This window comes from Sphaerisporangium melleum (assembly GCF_014646695.1).
Taxonomy (GTDB): Bacteria; Actinomycetota; Actinomycetes; order Streptosporangiales; family Streptosporangiaceae; genus Sphaerisporangium; species Sphaerisporangium melleum.
This window is the reverse complement of sequence record NZ_BMNT01000025.1, coordinates 95,955-113,376: the sequence shown is the minus strand read 5'-3', so window position 1 is coordinate 113,376 and position 17,422 is coordinate 95,955. Positions and strand designations below refer to the sequence as shown.

Genomic DNA, 17,422 nt, shown 5'->3' with positions numbered 1-17,422 from the left:
GATTCCGTACACGGCCCGTGCGGAGCTCGAGAGGGTGTTCAGCGCCCCAAGAAGAAGTCGAACCCAAGAAGGCGGCCGCCGATCGTACAAGGGGGAACTCGGCGAACGCGCCCGAGCCGGCCTCCTCGCTCATGGCCGCCAGTACAGGAGCGGAAGCCGGGCATGAGGAAGTCTTCGGCGACGGCCTGCTCCCGCCTGAAGGCGCGTTGTTCTAACAGGGCGGAAGAGGAAAAGAGCGGAGACCCTGACGTACAAGCCTCCGCTCTTACTGTCGATCAGGCCATTTACTTCAGGCCGCCGGCCTTCAAGCCTCCGACGAACGAGCGCCATTCACTGACACCGAAGGCCACCGCGGCACCACCAGGGTCCTTGCTGTCTCGAACGGCGATCATGTTGCCTATCGCGGCCACCTCAACGCATGCACCGTTGGCTCCGCTTCGTCGACTCTTTCGCCAGATGGCGTGGGACAGGTCGGGGATCTCTGGCATCTTGCGGTTCCTCTCACTCGAGCTCCGCTTTGAGCACGGCTTCCACCAGGCCGCGGGTGGACTCCGGACTCACGGCGACGGCCCGGAGGTGCTCAAATACCAGGCTATACCGCCGAATGTCGCTCTCGTTCTCCAAGAACACGTCGGCCGTCATGCCCTCGATGTAGATAACGTCCTCATTCCCCTCACCGAACTGCATGAGGATGAAGCTTCCATGCATGCCCGCATGCGCTCCACCGCCGTAGGGCACCACCTGTAGCGTGATGTTCGGCTCTTCGGAGACCTCGCGAAGCCGTTGAAGCTGAGCGCGCATCACATCCCGTCCGCCCACGTGGCGGTGGAGTACCGCCTCGTCGAAGATGGCCCAGAGATGCAAGGGCCGCTCACCGGTGAGCAGAGACTGTCGTCTCCGCCGCGCTTCGACCCTCGCTTCCATCTCCTCAGGGGTCGCCATCGGCGGCATGCAGCGGATGACGGCCCGGGCGTAGTCCTCCGTCTGCAGAAGCCCCGGCACGAACAGCGATTCGTAGTTGAGCAGCCTTCGGGCTTCCTGCTCGAAACCGATGTACGCCGTGTACTGATCAGGGAGCGGCGGCTCAAAGGCATGCAGCCAGCCACGCTCAGCGGACTCCTTCAGTACCGCCAGAAGCTCGTCCCGGAGCGGACCTTCGACGCCATAGAGATCAAGAAGCGCCTTCAGAGTTCTCACCTGAGGACGTGAGCGGGCGGCCTCGATCCGATAGAGCGTCACACCGTTGATGCCAGTGGCCTCAGCGACCTCGTCCCTGGTCATGTTCGAGGCCGCCCGGAGTTTTCGCAGCTGGGAAGCCAGCCGCCGAAGCCGGACGGTAGGGGTGACAGCTCGATGTGACATACGTGACCCTCCCTGCGCTGTGGCTACGCATGCAGTCGTTGCGTTCTTCTTGACTACAACTGAAAGTAGTCGTTAGATTACCCACCGTTGCCAGGTGGCGCAGGCGAAGCCGAAGATCGAGCGCTTCGATTCCAGCGCCGCCGTCCTGTCCAAGATCTCTCCCTGATTGGGGCAGCACTGTTGAACACAACGAGCGTCCAGGCGATGGAGCCATCCCCCACCAGCCGCCTCGCGCTGGCGGCGCTTCCCGGCTCGGTACGCGCCGCTCGCCGGCACGTCCACGACCACCTGCGGTTGTGGGGGCTCCCCCACCTCATCGAGACCGCCGAGCTGGTGGTGTCCGAGCTGAGCACGAACGCCGTCAAGGCGACGGGCTTCCCCACCGACAGCCCGAGCTACGGCGAGTTGTCCAACGGCCTGAACGCCATCTGCGTCGGCCTCTACGTCGCCGGCGCCTGCGCCGTGATCGAGGTGTGGGACTCCAGCGACGAACCCCCACTGCGCGGAGACGCCGACCTCGACGATGAGGGAGGGCGTGGCCTTCTGCTGGTCGAGGCCCTCGCCACCCGGTGGGGATTCCGCCGAGTGGAGGGCGGAGGCAAGGTCGTCTGGGCGGAACTCAAGGTCGAGACGCAGTGATCGACGTGATGCCCGTGACCGGCCACGGGGCCATGCTGTGAGGTACGACGCCGAGTTCCATCAGGTCGCCGACACGCTCCAGCATGACAACCCCGGCTGGGTGATCATGTGGGCGACCTGGCGGCGGAAGTTCTGCGCATTCTCCCGCGAGCCCTTGACGGCCAGCCTGGTGGTGGAAGCGACGACCCAAGAGAAGTTGATCGCGCTCCTCCGCCAGGTCGAGGCCGAGTTGAGGAGAACTCTGTAACCCCTGCGATCCCGTTCTACAGGGACGGTCATGGGCTGGTTGCGCGAGACGACGGCACAGTGGATCCGCATTCTGACGGTGACGGGCGACCGATCGCTGTCGATGCACGAACAGTCACATCTGATCTCCGAAGTGAACGGCCCGATCCAGCTCAAGATCAGGCTGCGCCCCTACCGCCGGCGCTGGCAACGGGCCGTGGCCGGCGAGGTGCTCGACGCCACCGAGGTCTCCACACGCACCACGCTCAACCGATATCTCCTGGCCTCCACGCTCACCACGGGGCATCTGATCGGCCGTCTCCACGAGGCCACCGGTGAATCCCGCGAGCAGATCCTGCAGACAATGTCGATCACCCTCGACCGACTCATCGCCGAGGAGGACGACGACCCCGACGCCTGACGGGCATACCACCACACCACGCGGGTCACCCGGCCGCCCTCTTCTGACACGGCCCCGGGGCCTCCTGGTCCGCGCCGTACCAGTGCTCACGGTCTCGGAAGAGACTCTCGTATCTGGCGGCCTCCGCGCGCTCCCGCTGCACGGCCCGGGTCGTCCTCTTGATCAGGAGGGTCTCCATGGCGCTGACCGCGCCAGAGGACCGGCTCCTCCCGGCTCTCCCCGTCCTTGGTGTTCTTTATGACCTCGAACCGGCCGGCGATCCGCCGGTCAACGGGACGGTTACGCAGGTCTTAACCAGCATCCTCCCCTGGAGGGTGACCTCCTCCAGGCGCTCCGGTGCCAAGTGGGACGCCGATCGGCTGTGAGATGAGGTCCGGTCTACCTGATCGAGCACCTGGGCTCCAGTGACGGGACGCTCTCGCCGATTCCGGATACGGTCGCAATCCGGCCTTGCGAGCCCTTTTCCATCAGCGGGGTCCGTACTAAGTGATGGCGGTTCCGATTGATCTGCTTACATACGTCCCCATTCTCTTCGGACTGGGATCGAGTTCAAGCTCGCCACGGAGGGATGCCAGATCCAGCAGGGGACCTGACCTAGCTCAAGACGATCGCGGGCTGACGCGCGACACCGTATCTGCAGTACCTGATCAATACCCCAAGCCGACCAGCCACGACCGGGAAGTCTGCTCCATCATGCCCGCCCTCACCCAGTACAAGGATAACAAGGGCCGGCTTCCCCTATGGGACCAGGAGCTTCTCGGTGACGAGGGCAAACGGCTCGGCGTCGTTCGATGGGGACAGGGCATACCCAGCAACAGCCTGTGGTCACCCAGCTACCGCTGCGACTGGAAGCAACTCGGTTTCGGCAAGAACGAGGAGAAGAACACCGGTGGTTGCATATACATCAGAGCCGACCGGGTCTTCACTATGTCCAAGACCAGCGACAGCCCGTTCTGGGTACAGATCGTAGAGTAAACGGGGGAAGTTCGGGGTTGCCGAGACGCCACCGCAAGACGATCGGCTCGACCTGGCGCCGCCTCAACCCCGGTCGACAGGCGCTGCCGGTGCTGGTCCATGAACTAATCGCGGTGACATGCGGGGCCGCCGGCGCGGCCCCGCATTTCCATTCGATGTAAGGATGACAGAGAACAATGAAAGCAGAACAGGCGCTTCCTGTGGACGACCAGTGGGACCTGCTGGTCCAGTACGGGCACTGGCTGGAGCTTGGATTCCACGCCCTCTGGGTGGAAAGCGAAGATCAAGAAGAACTGGCACGGCTACTCAAGGTAGATCCGGGCTCGCGCCTAGAATGCGACCTGGAAACGTTGGGGAAAACCTACAAAGGCCCGCCGGCGAGGGGCATCTGGATGGGCCCGCACTCCCCCGGATGGACACACATCTTCGCTGTCGATCTGTATTCCTTCCACCCCGCGATCCGCAATCTGGGAAAGCGACGCGTCTTCGAAATCTACTTTGCAGGGGAAGTGGGTGAAGGGCTTGAGCCGCTGTACCTCAACTATGACGGAGAACAGCTCGGTGACGTCACCCCACCGGACGAGGAGGGCGGGGGAATGGAGCTCGACGACTACCTGCCCTATACGGCAGGGCTGGCACTCGGTACGGAAAGAAACTACAAGCGAGATATGCACCTCATGTTCTGCATGGTAGGCCGCATCACGGGGCGCTTCGCCGACCCGGACTGGTGGACGTCAACGCGAACCTTCTATCGCATCCCCGAGGGAGTGTGGAAGGACATGTGACATCTCCCAGGCGCGACAAAAGCGTCCACTGCAGGCGCCCTTCCTGCGTCGAGGAGGCGGAGAGGGCCGGGGGTCAGGGGGCGGTGAAGGCGAGGCAGGCGTTGTGGCCGCCGAAGCCGAAGGCGTTGACCAGCCCCGCCGCCCACCGGCCCTGCCGGGGACGGCCGGTGACCACGTCCAGTTTGATCCGCCCGTCCTGGTCGTCCAGGTTGCGGGTGGCCGGGACGACGCCGTCGCGGAGGGCGAGCACCGTGGCGATCGCGCCGAGCGCCCCGGCCGCCCCGCACAGGTGCCCGGTCATCGACTTGACCGCGGTGACCGCGGGGTGCGTCCCCACCGCCTCGGCGATCGACTCCGCCTCGGCCAGGTCGCCGAGCGGGGTGGAGGTCGCGTGGGCGTTCACATGCCCGATGTCCAGCGGGTCCAGGCCGGCCGCGGCCAGGGCGAGCCGGATCGCGCGCACCTGCCCGGCGGTGTCGGCGGCGGTGATGTGATGGGCGTCGGAGGTCATGCCCGCGCCGGCCAGCGTCGCGTGCACCCGCGCGCCACGCGCGGCGGCGAAGTCCGCGCGCTCCAGGACGACCAGCGCGGCGCCCTCGGCGAGGACGAACCCGTCCCGTGCGGCGTCGAAGGGCCGGGACGCCGCGGCGGGGGCGTCGTTCCGGGTGGACAGCGCCCTGGCCTGGGCGAATCCCGCGAAGGTCAGCGGATGCAGGCACGCTTCGGCGCCGCCCGCCACCACCACGTCGGCGCGGCCGAGCCGGATCAGGTCCAGCCCCATGGCGATCGCCTCGGCACCCGAGGCGCAGGCGCTCACCGGCGTGTGGGCGCCCGCCCGCGCGCCCAGCTCCATGCTGACCACGGCCGCCGGTCCGTTCGGCATCATCATCGGGACGGTGTACGGCGAGACCCTGCGGGCGCCGGACGCCTCCAGGAGGTCGTCCTGGCCGAGCGTGGTGAGAAGGCCACCGGTTCCGGTGCCGACGACCACGGCCAGCCGCTCGGGTGCCACGCCTGGCGCACCGGCGTCCGCCCAGGCCTCCCGGGCGGCCACGAGCGCGGCCTGCTGGCAGCGGTCCAGGCGCCGGGCCGTCACCCGCCCGAGCACCTCGGCGGGGTCGGACGCCATCCGCCCGGCGATGCGGACCGGCAGATCGCCGGCCCAATCCTCCTCGATCGGCCCGATGCCGGACCGCCCTGCCACCATGGCGTTCCACGTGCCCGGCACGTCGCCGCCGAGCGGCGTGGTCGCGCCGAGCCCCGTGACCGACGCTCCGATGCCCACGGTCCTGTCCTGCATGGCACGACCCCTTCCGTCGCCGCTGACCCAACGGGGACGCGGCGCCGTCCGGCGCGTCCCCGCCCAACGCTGCCAGCGGTCGCGACCGGCCACGGATGGGCGTGATCAACGAAAAGCGGTGCGGAGTTTTGTCCGTTCGCCGGGTGGTCAGATCAGGTCAGAGCGCGCTCCGGCGCCGGTACGGGGACGGGCGGGATGTGGCGCAGGCACTCCGTCCCGGAGACGCGTCCCTGCAGGATGAAGCGGGTCTGCAGCGAGATCACGCAGGCGGCCGCCCGCGGGTCCTGTTCGGCGACGTGACCGGCGCTCGGCACCTCCACCACCTTGGCGTGCCGGTAGGACCGGGCGGCCAGCAGCGCCTCCTCCGTCGGTGTCCCGGTGTCCAGTTCGCCGGAGACCACCAGCACGGGCACGTCCGGCGGCCGGCCGAGCCGGTGCCGCTCAGGGGCCCGCCGCGCCGGCCAGGCTATGCACAGGTCGCCGAGGTCGGTGATGCCGCCGATCCACGCACGCGGCCGGAACGGCCGGTAGTCGCGGGGGGCGAGCCGGGCGAGCCGCGCGGCGTACTGCCGGGCCCGCACGCGCAGCGGCGCGTCGCGGTCCCACAGCGCCGGATAGTCGTTGCACGCGACGGTGACGAACATCGGCATGCTGAAACCCGTGCGCCCGGCGGCGTACCCGCTGATCGGCCGCACCTGCGCCACCAGGTGCACCAGCGGGCCCATGTCCCGGTGGACGGCCGCGTGCAGGGCCGCGGGCAGCCTGCCCAGCAGTTCCACGTGGCCGGAGGCCAGTTTGTACACCGTGCCCGCGAGCGCCGTTTCGTCCAGCACGGCACCGTCGCCGTAGCGCAGCGGCCGGGCGTCCAGCCGGGCGGCGAGCACCGCCAGGTCGTCCAGCACCTCTTCCCCGTCACACGCCCCGCCCGACCGGTGGCAGAGCAGGCGCAAGGCCCGGCGCGCGGCGCGCGCGGCCGGACGGCCCAGCATGTCGAACTCTCGGGGGTAGGCGCCGGACAGGACCACCGAGCGGACGTGGCGCGGGTGCCGCCGGGCGTAGACGTTCATCAGGTAGGAGCCGTAGGACTGGCCGAGCAGGTCGAGCCGGCCGATGCCCAGGTGGGCCCGCACGTCGTCGATGTCGTCCGCGACGGCTTCGGTGGTGTAGAACCGGCGCCCGGCCCCGAGCTCCCTGCCGCAGGCGGCGGCCGCCGCGATCGCCCGGGCCCGCGAGGCGTGCAGGTCCGCCCACCCGGCCGTCCGGCAGGTCACCGGCCCGGACGCGCCGACGCCTCGCGGGTCGACCAGCAGCAGGTCGTGCGTGGCCAGCAGGTCGTGGTACTTGCGGGCGTAGTCCCGGTGACCGATGACCGGCAGCCCCGGCCCGCCGGGGTTCGGCAGCAGGGTCCCCTCGGCCGGCCGTGAGCGGTCCCGCCGGTACACCAGCCGGAACGCCACGCTCGTCGTTCCCGCCGACCGGTCGCCCCGGTCCAGCGGGACGCGCAGCCTCCCGCACACGGCGCCCGCCGGGCACCCCTCCGGCCCGGAGGCCACCGCCGTCCCGGCATCCGCGTCGCCGTCCGCATGCGCGGGCGCCAGGGACGGCGACCACGGCCCGGACAGGATCAGGGCCCCGGCGGCCAGCACGCTCAGGACGGCTCTCACTTCGCGCATGTGCCGATCTTCCGTCGCCGGCGGCCACTCCCCCGGCGCGACGCCCGGCACCGTACGGCAACAACGGAGAATCAACGGCCGCCCGTTACGTCCGCGGCCCCCGTGTGGACCCGTCCTCACTCGCCGTCAAGATTGCCTGTCCCGAGGAGGTGAAACGGGCCTCGGCAAGATCCGCCGGGTCCTAAGGTATGAACCATCGTCATATTTCTGGACGCGGAAGCCCGCCGGCATGGGCACATCGGCTCAAACATGCCCACCGGCCCCCGCACGACCATCGACGGAGGAACCGTGGCGGACCTGGAAGCGTCCATCCCCCAGGGCATCGACACCACCAGGCCGAGCGTCGCCCGGATGTACGACTACTACCTCGGCGGCAAGGACAACTACGCGGTGGACCGCGCGGCCGTGGACCGCGTCGAGCAGGCGATGCCGGAGATCCGCCTGCTCGCCCAGGAGAACCGCGCGTTCCTGCGCCGCGCGGTGCGCTACATGGCCCGCCAGGGCATCCGCCAGTTCATCGACATCGGCTCGGGCCTGCCCACCGCGGGCAACACCCACGAGATCGCCCAGTCGGTCATCCCCGACGCCCGCGTCGTCTACGTGGACCACGACCCGATCGTGCTCGCCCACGGCCGCGCCCTGCTCGCCACCGACGGCAACACCCGCGTGGCCGGCGCCGACATGCGCCGCCCCGAAGACGTCCTCCGCCACCGCGACACCCGCGCCCTGATCGACTTCGACCAGCCGGTCGGCGTACTGCTCATCGCCATGGTGCACTTCCTGACGATGGAGGAGCAGGAGGGCATCATGGGCACCCTGCACGACGCCCTGGCTCCCGGCAGCCACATCGCCGCCACCCACGTCACCCGGGACGACCAGCCCGTGAAGGCGGTGGAGAAGATCGAGTCGGTCTACGCCTCCACCCCGACCCCGATCTACTTCCGGGAGCACGCCGAGGTCGCCCGGTTCTTCGACCACTTCACCCTCGTCGACCCCGGCCTGGTCACCATCGACGCCTGGCACCCCGACCCCGACGACCCCGCCCCCGCCGCCACCAAGTGGCTCTACGGCGCCGTCGCCCGCAAGGGCTGAGCGGTACTCTTCGGGAATCGGGCTGTCAGCAGCCGTACGGACTTCTGACGCCCCATTCCACGAACGGTCCCGAGGCGCGCACCTCTCGGCCGGCGCGATCGCGGTCGCACACGCGGGGCATGGCATCGGCCTGCACGACGCCGTCGCCTCGTCGGCCGCCTGGTGGATCAGGACCGGTCGTGTATCACGGGCTCGTACGGGCGGGACCGCCGCTGGTCCAGGCGTCCGACACCCGCGAGCCCGTTTCCTGGTCGTCCACGACGAGAATGAGCCGGTTGTCGTGGTCGCTGTACATGGTCTCGATGTTGACCCCGGCGTCGGCCATCAGCCGGGTGATCCTGCCGAGTTGCCCCGGAGTCTCCTGGTCCAGGCGCTGGACCAGCGGTGTCCGGCAGCCCTCGACCGGGAAACCCGCCTCTTCCAGCACAGACCGGGCCGCGGCCCCGTCGTGGAAGAGGAAGTGGGCGACGGCCCTGCCGTCCACGACGAACACGCCGCCGCCTTCGATGCTGATCCCGGCCCCGCCGAGGGCCTCACCCATCGCGGCGAGGGTGCCCGGCCGGTTGTCGAGGTGGATCGTCAGATCATGCATGAGTGACTCGTCTTTCGTCGTCGCCGGAGCACGCCTGCGGGGCCGTGATCCGTGAACATGTGGCCTGGGTCGCCGTGCGATCGCCCGCGGAGTGGCGGAGAAGCGTTCCGGCGGACGTCCGTCCCGGTCACCGGTGGAAGGCCCTGCTGTCAGCGGGCGCCTGGGCACGGTCGTCTCCGCCGTAGTCCCTGACCACCTCCGCCATTCGCAGCCGGTAGCGGGTGAAGAAGCGACGGCGGCCCAGTTCCTGGGCCCGGCGGTGCGCCGGGGTGTTCCGCCAGGCCGCCACGGCGTCCTCGTCCCGGAAGAACCCGATCGCGATGAATTTGCCCGGTTCACTGACGCTGGTGAACCGTTCGATCCCCGCGAAGCCGTCGACGGCAGGGAGCGCTTCACGAAGCCGCGTCGCTTCGGCCAGATACTCCTCGAAGGTCTCCTGGTCGTCGGGGTCGAACCAGAATTCGAAGATCATGGCGATCACGATCGCGGTTCCCTTCGCGCTGTCGCAGGCACCCCGCGCGGGCGAGGAGGGCTGGGCGGCGGCGTGGTGGCCACCGTGACCTGAGGTTGTCGGCACATGAAGGAGAAACTACGGCGCCGACAGTTGGGTTAGGGTCGAAATATGGATGTGGACGTGGCCGCGGCAGCAGGTCTGTTCTCCGATCGCACCCGCGCCGACGTCGTGGCGGCGCTGCTGGACGGGCGGGCGCTGACCGCCGGCGAGTTGGCCCGGCTGGCGGGCGTGTCCGCCCCCACCGTCAGCAGCCACCTGCGCCGCCTGCTGGACGCCGGGCTGTTGGCCGTCGAGACGCAGGGACGGCACCGGTACTACCGCCTCTCCGACGAACGGGTGGGTCGCGCCTTCGAGGCCCTGGCTGCCCTGGCCCCCGTCCGCCCGGTCCGCTCCCTGCGCCAGTCGCGGGGAGCCGAGGCCCTGCGCACGGCCCGCACCTGCTATGACCACCTGGCCGGCCGGGTCGCCGTGCTTCTGGCCGAGGCTCTCATCGAGGAGGCCGTCCTCGTCCGGCACGCGGACGGGTACACGCTGGGCGCCGCCGGCGAGGAGCGGCTCACCGCCTTCGGCCTGGACGTCGCGGCGCTCGGCCGGAGCAGGCGGTCCTTCGCCCATCCGTGCCTGGACTGGAGCGAGCGCCGCCACCACGTGGCCGGCGCGCTCGGCGCCGCGTTGCTCACCCACATGATCGACCTCGGCTGGCTCGACCGGCACCCCCGCAACCGGGCGGTACGCATCCGCCCGGCCGCGCGTCAGGGACTGTCGCAGGCCTTCGGCTGCGACCTGCCGGACCAGCCCGTGGTCGCCTGACCCGTTCCCGTCTCCACCCCGCGCGGGTTGAGCGAAGCCCCGCATCGGCCGCCGCGCGGGGAATCCGCGACCACACCGGACGCGGCGATGACATCCAGAAGCGCCGCTCTTCCGCCTTCGGACCGTCTCGGGCGGGAAGGACGGTCAGTGGTGTTCGCAGACGGCGCAGTGGGTGAGACCGGTGGCCTCGGCGTCGGCCTGGGACATGGTCTCCAAGGTCGCGGGGTCGGAGCCCTTGATCAGCGGACAGGCCGTGCTGTGGTAGCGGCGGGTGCCGGGGATGACCTTGACGATGGCCGGGCGCGGGCGGTCGCCCGACGATCCGGACGTCGTGCCGGAGGAACCGGAGACCGGCTTGTCGGGCGCCCCGGAGGCCTTGGCCGATGTTCCCGGGGTGGACGTGGCCCCCGTCTTGCCGGATGCGGTGTCCCGCCCGCCCGATGCGCCGCCGGTGGCGGTCTTGCCTGACGTGCCGGAGGAGGCGCGGGATGGGCCCGCGGCGCCGGGCGGCGGGGCGTCGAAGTCGATGGCGGGGAACATGGCGGTGTCGGCCGCCTCATCGTCGAGCCCGGAGTCCTCGGCGGGCGCGGCACCGCTCTTGCCCGCGGCCGGAGCAGTCCCGGACGGGGGCGCGGCGGACGAGGCCGTACCGGAGGGCTTGGCCTCGGCGGGCCGGGGCCCAGAGGCGGGCTTCGCCCCGCTCGCCCGGTCGGCGGCGGCCGTGGAGCCGGTGTCCTTGCCGGGAACGGTTTCCTTACCGGGACGGGTGCTCGCAGCGGTGGAGGAGTCGCCGGGGCGGGTGGCGCTACCGGACCCGGAGGCGCCGGAGCGGGCGGCGCCTCTGTCCTTCGCGGAACCCGTGGAGCCCTTGGCCTCCTTGGCGGAGTCGGGTCCCTCGGTGCCCTTGCGCTGGTCGCTCGCGCCCGCCTTGTCGTCGTCCGGGGAAGATGCCGCGTCGGGCGAGGAGGCGGGATCGGGACGCTTGAACGCCTGGAAGGGCGAGGATGCCTCCGGCACCACTGGCGGGGTCGGCAGGGAGATGGACGGCCGGGACGGCGCCCCGGACGCGCGCGAGGAGGAGGAAGAAGCGGCCGAGCCCGGCGACCCGGCTCCAGCGGGAGTGGAAGAGCCCGAGGTGGTGGAGGCGCGCGAAGACCCCGCCGGTCCAGAAGATCCCGCCGGCCGAACGGAGCCGGACGGATTCGACGACCCGGCAGAACCCGAAGAGCCGGATCCGCCTGACGAGCCGGAGGCAGGCGTACCAGAGCCACTCGACGAGCCGGAGGTGCCGGCTCCCGAAGAGGTGGAGCCGCCCGGCGAGGCGTCAGGGCCCGAGGAGGCGGAGGTGCCAGGCCTGCCGGAGGTGGAGGCGCCCGAAGTAGCGGAGGTGCCCGAGGAGGCGGGTCGGAGGGCGGACCCGGCGCGCCCGGGAGCCTTCTCGTCCGCATCGTCCGCATCGTCCGCCGGCTCGTCCTTCGGGCGGGACACCGGACGCGTCTCGTCGGAGCGGTAGCCCGGCGCAGGTCGCCCCGAACCACCGGAAGCCGTGTCGCGGTCGCGCTCGGTGCTGCCGGAGGTGGATGCCGAGGGACGCCCCGTCGACGCCGACGAGCGGCCCTGCTCGGAGGTCGCGTCGGAAGCGCGGTCGCTTTCGGTACGGGAGTCCGCGCCGGCACCGGAACGGGTGGCCGTACCGGAGGAGGAGCGGCCGGTTTCGGACCGCGAGGACGAACCAGAGGGCGAATCGCTGGAGCGCGGCCACGAGGACACGCCGGACGCGCGGTCGGACTCGGACCGCGACGAGGTCTCGGCGGCGCCGGGCTCCGGGCGGGTGGCGGGCGAGCCGCCGGGTCGCGCCTCCGGAACAGTGCGGGACGAGGCGGGCTCGGCGCGAGCGGCAGAGGAAGCGCCCGGCTCGGAGCGGGTCGCCGAAGATGTGCCGGACTCGGAGCGAGCGGCGGAAGAGTCGCCGGGCTCGGAGCGGGTGGCGGTGGGCTCCGGCCGGGGGGAGGCCGTCGTGGCGGAAAGGCCCGAGGTGGGGGGTGCTGAGGGCTTGAAGCCGTCGGGGAGGCAGGTGGTGCAGGCGGTGAAGCCTTCCTCACGCGCCTCCTCGTAAGTCAGCTCCTCGGTGTCACGGCCGGCGAGCTGGCGGCAGCCAGGGAGGTGGAATCGCTTGCGCCCCGGCACGACCAGGACGATCACATCCGGGGACGGGCCGCCCCGCGCGCCCGCGGCGGCCGGGCCCCGGACCGGCCCTGGCGCGGGGAAGCCCCGCGGCGGAGCCAGGGTGGTCGTCTGGTGCGCCAGGTGCGACGCGCCCATGGGGTGCAGGAGGGGCGAGGACGGGCCCGCTGAGCCGGCCACCGTCGTGGTTCGCCCCGTCGCGCCGACGGCCGCCCCCACCGGGGGCATCGCCGACGCCTTGTCCACCACCCCGCCCGAGGGGAACAGCTCGTGACGCCGCAGCAGCGCCCCGATCATCAGGAAGAGCGCGGACAGCACGCTGACCACGATCGACCACATGACCAGAACCGCTGTCCCGGTCACCACGCCCGCGACCAGCAGGCCGAAGGCGAGGACGACCAGAATGGCGCTGACGTAGATCACTGATGCTCCCGGACGCGGGTCGGCGGCTGCCTTGACCCGTTACCTTATCGGCGGTCGTTGTGCGGGCCGTCGACACCCTGGAAGGCACCGGAGTGCTGCGGGGGCTCGGACGCGAACGGGTTGTTCGGAGCGCCCTGCAGCTGCTGCTGACCGCCGGGGGCGACGGAGTGGGACATGGCGGGGGCCCCGCCCATCTGCGCGCCGACCACGGGGAACGCGCCGCTGCCCTCGGCCGCGACGTTGAGCTCGGCGAGCTGGTTCTCGAGGTAGAGCTTGAGCCTGCTGCGGTACTCGCGCTCGAAGCTGCGCAGCTCCTCCACCTTGCGCTCGAGCTCGTCGCGGGTCTGCACCAGCGAGCCCATCGCCTGGCGGTGGCGCTCCTGGGCGTCACGCTCAAGGGTCTCGGCGCGAGCGCGCGCGTCACCGATGATCTGCTCAGCCTGGCGGCGGGCCTTGCCGAGGATCTCGTCGGCCTCACGGCGGGCACGGGTCACCGTCTCGTCCGCCTCACGGCGGGCGTCGGCGATCGCCTGGTCGGCGGTCTGCTGCGCCAGCGCGAGCACGCGGGCCGCGGTGTCCATGTTGTCCTCGGCCGGGGGCATCCCCATGCCGACGGGCACCGGCTCGGGCCTGATCGGCTCCGGCGGCTTCATCGGCTCGGGCTGCGGCGGCATCATCATCTCGGGCTTGGGCTCGGCCACCGGGGCCGGCGCCATGCTCATGCCCATGCCACCGGGAACCTTGCCACGCAGGCACTCGGTGAGCTTCGCGCGAAGCTCCTCGTTCTCCTGGATGAGGCGGTCGAGCTCGGCCTCCACCTCGTCCAGGAAGGCGTCAACCTCTTCCTCGTCGTACCCCGGCCTCAGCCGGGTCGTACTGAACTGCTTGTTCCGCACATCGGCGGGCGTCAGCGGCATTTCGGTCTCCTTGGCGCGCTCGGAGTCTGTCCGGAGGACGGTACCCGATCAAAAACGAAGCGCGGACACGATTTGGATCATGACCAAGACCACAATGAACAGCACTGTGAAGCTTAGGTCAAAGGCCACCGTACCCAACCGGAGGGGCGGAATGAAACGGCGGAGGAACTTGAGAGGCGGATCGGTCGCCGTGTAGGTCGCCTCCGCCAGCACCAGGACGACCCCTCGGGGGTGCCAGGAGCGGGCGAACGCCTGCACCGCATCGAAGATCATCCTACCGATCAGCAGCACCAGATAGATGCCCAGGACGGTGACCAAGATGTTGCTAACGATCCCCACGGTCGCGTCCTGCCTCCTCCATCCCGATCTGCCGACCTCGGTCCGGGTGGGCCATGTCTGGCCGTTCACTGCTCATGGTGGAACTCTAGCTCTGGTTGAAGAACCCGCGTTCCGCGATTCGGGCCTTGTCCTCGGCGGTCACCTCGACATTGGCAGGGGACAACAGGAACACCTTGTTGGTAACACGTTCAATGCTGCCATGTAGGCCAAAGACCAGACCTGCCGCGAAATCGACAAGACGCTTCGCGTCACTGTCGACCATTTCTGTCAGATTCATGATGACAGGAGTGCCCTCGCGGAAGTGCTCTCCGATCGTGCGCGCCTCATTGTACGTGCGAGGATGCAGGGTCGTGATGCGCGCCAGATCGGTCGTGCGGCGCTCGGCGACCGCCGCGCCCGCACGGGGAGCCGGAACCGCCGCCTCGGTCTCCTCCGGGCCGTCTTGGGGCGTTCCAACGACCCGCTCGTCGCCGCGACGACGCTCGACGTAGTCGTCGGCGTAGTCGTCGTCATCGGCGTAACCGCCGTAGTCGGGGTAGCGGTCGTCCTCCACGAGACCGAGGTAGACCGCCATCTTGCGCATCGCGCCGGCCATCGCTACGTCGTCCTCCTGCTCATGGTCGCCGCACCCAGGGCAACCTGAGGCACCGCTGTCGACCGCTGCTCGGATACATGGACATCAAGGTCCACTCGGGGGACATTACCTGACGAAGGGCTTCCGGCGACCGAGCAACGCCGTACCGACACGCACGAGTGTCGAACCATGGGCGATCGCATGGTCGAGATCTCCGCTCATGCCCGCCGAGATGACCGTCGCCGCCGGATGGTCGGCCCGCAGGCGGGCGGCGAGCTCCGCCAGGCGGGCGAAGGCCCGTGCGGGGTCGCCGCCCAGCGGCGCGACGGCCATGACGCCGCCGAGGACCAGCCCCTCGGCGGTGGCCACCGTGTCGGCCACCCCGGCCAGATCGGCCGGGGCCACGCCGCCGCGGCCCGGGTCGTCGTCCAGCGCCACCTGCACCAGGCAGGTGACCCGCCGCCCGGCCCTGACCGCCTCACGGGAGAGCGCCTCGACCAGGCGGGAGCGGTCCACAGAGTGGATCACGTCGGCGTAGGAGACCACCGACCGGGCCTTGTTGGTCTGCATCTGACCGACGAAGTGCCAGGTGAGCCCCAGGCCGGCGCACTCGGCGGCCTTGGGCGCGGCCTCCTGGTCGCGGTTCTCCCCGACGTGCGCGACGCCGAGATCGGCAAGGATGCGCACGTCGGAGGCGGGGTAGGTCTTGGTCACCGCGACGAGGGTGACCTCCTGCCGGGCGCGTCCCGCCGCCGCGCAGGCGGCGGCGACGCGGCGCTCGACGGCGGCCAGGCCCGCCGCGATCTCGTCACGGCGCGAGGGGTGCTGGTGGTTCACGAGGGGGGTTCGATCGCTCAGGGCGCGACACCGCTTCCGCGGGCGCCGCGCGCGGGACTCACAGGGCTCACTTCAGGAAGTCGGGAACGTCGAGTTCCTCTTCCTGCTCCTCGAAGACCACCGGGCGGCGGCGGCCCGGCTCGGAGACCCGGGAGGTGATCGGCGTGGGCGGCTCGGGAGCGGGCCGCGGGATCGACACCGGCCCGGACGGCTGCTGCTCGGCGTGCGCGCCCTGACCCGTCTGGCCCGCGGGGGAAGCCTGGGCGGGCTCGGCGGCGGCGCTCTCACGGGCGAACGGGGCCGGGGCGGGCGCGGGCTCGGCGACCGGCGCCGGCTCGGGCACCGCGGCCGGTACGGCCGGAGCCTGCTGCACGGTGGGCAGCGGGCGGACCGGGGCGGGGCGCTGCTCGGCCCGCGGCGGCTCGCTCTTGTGCGGCGTGAAGGCCGAGGGGGCGGAACGGGCCGGCTGCGCGGGCTGCGTCGCGGGCGCCTGCTGCGGGGCGGGCTGGGCGGGGGCGCCCTGACTCGCGGGACGCGAGGCGGGGCGGCCGCGCTCGACCGGCTGGGCGGCGGGTTTCTCGGGCTCCGGGTCGTCGAACCCGGCGGCGATCACGGTGACCCGCACCTCGTCACCGAGGGCGTCGTCGATGACCGTGCCGAAGATGATGTTCGCGTCCATCGCGGCGGCGTTGGACACCAACTGCGCGGCCTCGTTGATCTCGAACAGGCCGAGGTCGGAGCCGCCCGCGATGGACAGCAGCACACCGTGGGCGCCGTCGATGCTGGCCTCCAGCAGCGGGCTGGACACGGCCATCTCGGCGGCGGCGACCGAGCGGTCGTCGCCGCGGGCGTGGCCGATGCCCATCAGGGCCGACCCGGCGCCGGACATGACGGACTTGACGTCGGCGAAGTCGAGGTTGATCAGACCGGGAGTGGTGATGAGATCGGTTATGCCCTGCACACCGGACAGCAGCACCTGGTCGGCCGCCTTGAAGGCGTCCAGCACGCTCACCTGCCGGTCGGAGATCGACAGCAGGCGGTCGTTCGGGATGACGATGAGGGTGTCGACCTCGTCGCGCAGGGTCTCGATGCCCGCCTCGGCCTGCATCGCCCGGCGGCGCCCCTCGAAGCTGAACGGCCGGGTGACCACGCCGATGGTCAGCGCGCCGAGCGAGCGGGCGATGTTGGCCACGACGGGCGCGCCGCCGGTGCCGGTGCCGCCGCCCTCACCCGCCGTGACGAAGACCATGTCGGCCCCCTTGAGGACCTCCTCGATCTCCTCACGGTGGTCCTCGGCGGCCTTGCGCCCGACCTCGGGGTTGGCCCCCGCGCCGAGGCCGCGCGTGAGCTCGCGGCCCACGTCCAGCTTGACGTCGGCGTCACTCATCAGCAGCGCCTGGGCGTCGGTGTTGATGGCGATGAACTCGACGCCCTTGAGTCCCTCCTCGATCATCCGGTTCACGGCGTTGACTCCGCCGCCGCCGATGCCGACGACCTTGATGACCGCGAGGTAGTTCTGCGGTGCTGCCACGACGAGGGGCCTTTCCGCTCGTTTACTTGCATTACGTGAAGCCCGAAACGGTGCCGGACCTTCTTGTTTAACTCTCACCCTCAAGTTGAGATTTAGAGTTATGTCAACCTGAGGAATGATACGGACAGTAGGGTTGCCCCTCCCCCAGGGTCAACTCACCGCGCCGCAAGCTCGCCCGGCGTGTCGCGGGCTGTCCCTTTCGCTCCCGTCCGGGCCGCCCCGGCCGCAG

The 17,422-nt window shown here is 70.5% G+C and carries 20 protein-coding genes; 8 read left to right on the top strand and 12 right to left on the bottom strand.

The annotated features are described in order from the left end of the window. Nucleotides 1-284 precede the first annotated feature (284 nt). Both IEY93_RS22425 and IEY93_RS22420 read right to left on the bottom strand, forming a co-directional pair. A complete protein-coding gene (locus tag IEY93_RS22425) occupies nt 285-488 on the bottom strand; it encodes a DUF397 domain-containing protein (protein WP_189165073.1) in 204 nt (67 codons plus the stop codon). A 13-nt stretch (nt 489-501) separates the two neighbouring features. Then, a complete protein-coding gene (locus tag IEY93_RS22420) occupies nt 502-1,362 on the bottom strand; it encodes a helix-turn-helix domain-containing protein (RefSeq protein ID WP_189165072.1) in 861 nt (286 codons plus the stop codon). Between the two features lie 204 nt (nt 1,363-1,566). Here IEY93_RS22420 and IEY93_RS22415 point away from each other — a divergent pair, with 204 nt between their 5' ends. The 6 genes from IEY93_RS22415 (at nt 1,567) to IEY93_RS22390 (ending at nt 4,407) form a co-directional block, all read left to right on the top strand. Beyond that, nucleotides 1,567-2,001: an ATP-binding protein gene (locus IEY93_RS22415; RefSeq protein ID WP_189165071.1), complete on the top strand. Its 435-nt coding sequence runs from the start codon at nt 1,567-1,569 to the stop codon at nt 1,999-2,001. A 37-nt stretch (nt 2,002-2,038) separates the two neighbouring features. Continuing rightward, nucleotides 2,039-2,248 carry a hypothetical protein gene (locus tag IEY93_RS22410; RefSeq protein WP_189165070.1) on the top strand — a complete coding sequence of 70 codons (210 nt, stop codon included), beginning with the start codon at nt 2,039-2,041 and terminating at the stop codon, nt 2,246-2,248. A gap of 30 nt (nt 2,249-2,278) precedes the next feature. Further along, the gene (locus IEY93_RS22405) at nt 2,279-2,647 is read left to right on the top strand and encodes a hypothetical protein (protein WP_189165069.1); all 369 of its coding nucleotides are present in this window, start codon (nt 2,279-2,281) and stop codon (nt 2,645-2,647) included. A 176-nt stretch (nt 2,648-2,823) separates the two neighbouring features. Continuing rightward, on the top strand, nt 2,824-3,012 hold the full coding sequence (locus tag IEY93_RS22400; RefSeq protein ID WP_189165068.1) for a hypothetical protein: 189 nt from the start codon (nt 2,824-2,826) through the stop codon (nt 3,010-3,012). A 328-nt stretch (nt 3,013-3,340) separates the two neighbouring features. Continuing rightward, nucleotides 3,341-3,622, top strand: a complete 282-nt coding sequence (locus IEY93_RS22395; RefSeq protein WP_189165100.1) for a hypothetical protein — start codon at nt 3,341-3,343, stop codon at nt 3,620-3,622. Between the two features lie 176 nt (nt 3,623-3,798). Continuing rightward, the gene (locus tag IEY93_RS22390; protein ID WP_189165067.1) at nt 3,799-4,407 is read left to right on the top strand and encodes a hypothetical protein; all 609 of its coding nucleotides are present in this window, start codon (nt 3,799-3,801) and stop codon (nt 4,405-4,407) included. 73 nt (nt 4,408-4,480) lie between these two features. Here IEY93_RS22390 and IEY93_RS22385 read toward each other — a convergent pair whose 3' ends face one another. Together IEY93_RS22385 and IEY93_RS22380 are read right to left on the bottom strand one after the other, a co-directional pair. Continuing rightward, complete coding sequence (locus IEY93_RS22385) at nt 4,481-5,707, bottom strand: beta-ketoacyl-[acyl-carrier-protein] synthase family protein (protein WP_189165066.1); 1,227 nt, start codon at nt 5,705-5,707, stop codon at nt 4,481-4,483. 152 nt (nt 5,708-5,859) lie between these two features. Next, on the bottom strand, nt 5,860-7,380 hold the full coding sequence (locus IEY93_RS22380; RefSeq protein ID WP_189165065.1) for an alpha/beta fold hydrolase: 1,521 nt from the start codon (nt 7,378-7,380) through the stop codon (nt 5,860-5,862). Between the two features lie 288 nt (nt 7,381-7,668). Here IEY93_RS22380 and IEY93_RS22375 point away from each other — a divergent pair, with 288 nt between their 5' ends. Then, nucleotides 7,669-8,472, top strand: coding sequence for an SAM-dependent methyltransferase (locus IEY93_RS22375; RefSeq protein WP_203968786.1), 804 nt, complete (start codon nt 7,669-7,671; stop codon nt 8,470-8,472). Between the two features lie 184 nt (nt 8,473-8,656). On the opposite strand, the gene IEY93_RS22370 is transcribed toward IEY93_RS22375, so the two are convergent. Both IEY93_RS22370 and IEY93_RS22365 read right to left on the bottom strand, forming a co-directional pair. After that, nucleotides 8,657-9,064: an amino acid-binding ACT domain-containing protein gene (locus IEY93_RS22370; protein ID WP_189165063.1), complete on the bottom strand. Its 408-nt coding sequence runs from the start codon at nt 9,062-9,064 to the stop codon at nt 8,657-8,659. A gap of 127 nt (nt 9,065-9,191) precedes the next feature. Continuing rightward, nucleotides 9,192-9,536, bottom strand: coding sequence for an antibiotic biosynthesis monooxygenase family protein (locus IEY93_RS22365; protein ID WP_203968785.1), 345 nt, complete (start codon nt 9,534-9,536; stop codon nt 9,192-9,194). 150 nt (nt 9,537-9,686) lie between these two features. Between IEY93_RS22365 and IEY93_RS22360 the strand changes: the two genes are divergently transcribed. After that, a complete protein-coding gene (locus IEY93_RS22360; protein WP_189165061.1) occupies nt 9,687-10,388 on the top strand; it encodes an ArsR/SmtB family transcription factor in 702 nt (233 codons plus the stop codon). Between the two features lie 144 nt (nt 10,389-10,532). Here IEY93_RS22360 and IEY93_RS22355 read toward each other — a convergent pair whose 3' ends face one another. From IEY93_RS22355 to ftsZ, 6 genes are all read right to left on the bottom strand, one after another. Next, complete coding sequence (locus IEY93_RS22355) at nt 10,533-12,995, bottom strand: hypothetical protein (protein ID WP_189165060.1); 2,463 nt, start codon at nt 12,993-12,995, stop codon at nt 10,533-10,535. A gap of 44 nt (nt 12,996-13,039) precedes the next feature. Further along, nucleotides 13,040-13,912, bottom strand: a complete 873-nt coding sequence (locus tag IEY93_RS22350) for a DivIVA domain-containing protein (RefSeq protein WP_189165059.1) — start codon at nt 13,910-13,912, stop codon at nt 13,040-13,042. A gap of 48 nt (nt 13,913-13,960) precedes the next feature. Continuing rightward, a complete protein-coding gene (locus IEY93_RS22345; RefSeq protein WP_189165058.1) occupies nt 13,961-14,251 on the bottom strand; it encodes a YggT family protein in 291 nt (96 codons plus the stop codon). 85 nt (nt 14,252-14,336) lie between these two features. Next, nucleotides 14,337-14,846, bottom strand: coding sequence for a cell division protein SepF (locus IEY93_RS22340; protein ID WP_189165057.1), 510 nt, complete (start codon nt 14,844-14,846; stop codon nt 14,337-14,339). Nucleotides 14,847-14,951: 105 nt separating this feature from the next. Continuing rightward, the gene (locus IEY93_RS22335; protein ID WP_189165056.1) at nt 14,952-15,662 is read right to left on the bottom strand and encodes a YggS family pyridoxal phosphate-dependent enzyme; all 711 of its coding nucleotides are present in this window, start codon (nt 15,660-15,662) and stop codon (nt 14,952-14,954) included. A gap of 67 nt (nt 15,663-15,729) precedes the next feature. Beyond that, nucleotides 15,730-17,193, bottom strand: coding sequence for a cell division protein FtsZ (gene ftsZ / locus IEY93_RS22330; protein ID WP_189165055.1), 1,464 nt, complete (start codon nt 17,191-17,193; stop codon nt 15,730-15,732). Between the last annotated feature and the right edge of the window lie 229 nt (nt 17,194-17,422).

Bases quoted from the DNA above. Each gene is read 5' to 3' on its own strand.
- IEY93_RS22425 (WP_189165073.1), bottom strand. From the start codon at position 488: ATGCCAGAGATCCCCGACCTGTCCCACGCCATCTGGCGAAAGAGTCGA.
- IEY93_RS22420 (WP_189165072.1), bottom strand. From the start codon at position 1,362: ATGTCACATCGAGCTGTCACCCCTACCGTCCGGCTTCGGCGGCTGGCT.
- IEY93_RS22415 (WP_189165071.1), top strand. From the start codon at position 1,567: ATGGAGCCATCCCCCACCAGCCGCCTCGCGCTGGCGGCGCTTCCCGGC.
- IEY93_RS22405 (WP_189165069.1), top strand. From the start codon at position 2,279: ATGGGCTGGTTGCGCGAGACGACGGCACAGTGGATCCGCATTCTGACG.
- IEY93_RS22400 (WP_189165068.1), top strand. From the start codon at position 2,824: ATGGCGCTGACCGCGCCAGAGGACCGGCTCCTCCCGGCTCTCCCCGTC.
- IEY93_RS22395 (WP_189165100.1), top strand. From the start codon at position 3,341: ATGCCCGCCCTCACCCAGTACAAGGATAACAAGGGCCGGCTTCCCCTA.
- IEY93_RS22390 (WP_189165067.1), top strand. From the start codon at position 3,799: ATGAAAGCAGAACAGGCGCTTCCTGTGGACGACCAGTGGGACCTGCTG.
- IEY93_RS22385 (WP_189165066.1), bottom strand. From the start codon at position 5,707: ATGCAGGACAGGACCGTGGGCATCGGAGCGTCGGTCACGGGGCTCGGC.
- IEY93_RS22380 (WP_189165065.1), bottom strand. From the start codon at position 7,380: ATGCGCGAAGTGAGAGCCGTCCTGAGCGTGCTGGCCGCCGGGGCCCTG.
- IEY93_RS22370 (WP_189165063.1), bottom strand. From the start codon at position 9,064: ATGCATGATCTGACGATCCACCTCGACAACCGGCCGGGCACCCTCGCC.
- IEY93_RS22365 (WP_203968785.1), bottom strand. From the start codon at position 9,536: ATGATCTTCGAATTCTGGTTCGACCCCGACGACCAGGAGACCTTCGAG.
- IEY93_RS22360 (WP_189165061.1), top strand. From the start codon at position 9,687: ATGGATGTGGACGTGGCCGCGGCAGCAGGTCTGTTCTCCGATCGCACC.
- IEY93_RS22350 (WP_189165059.1), bottom strand. From the start codon at position 13,912: ATGCCGCTGACGCCCGCCGATGTGCGGAACAAGCAGTTCAGTACGACC.
- IEY93_RS22340 (WP_189165057.1), bottom strand. From the start codon at position 14,846: ATGGCCGGCGCGATGCGCAAGATGGCGGTCTACCTCGGTCTCGTGGAG.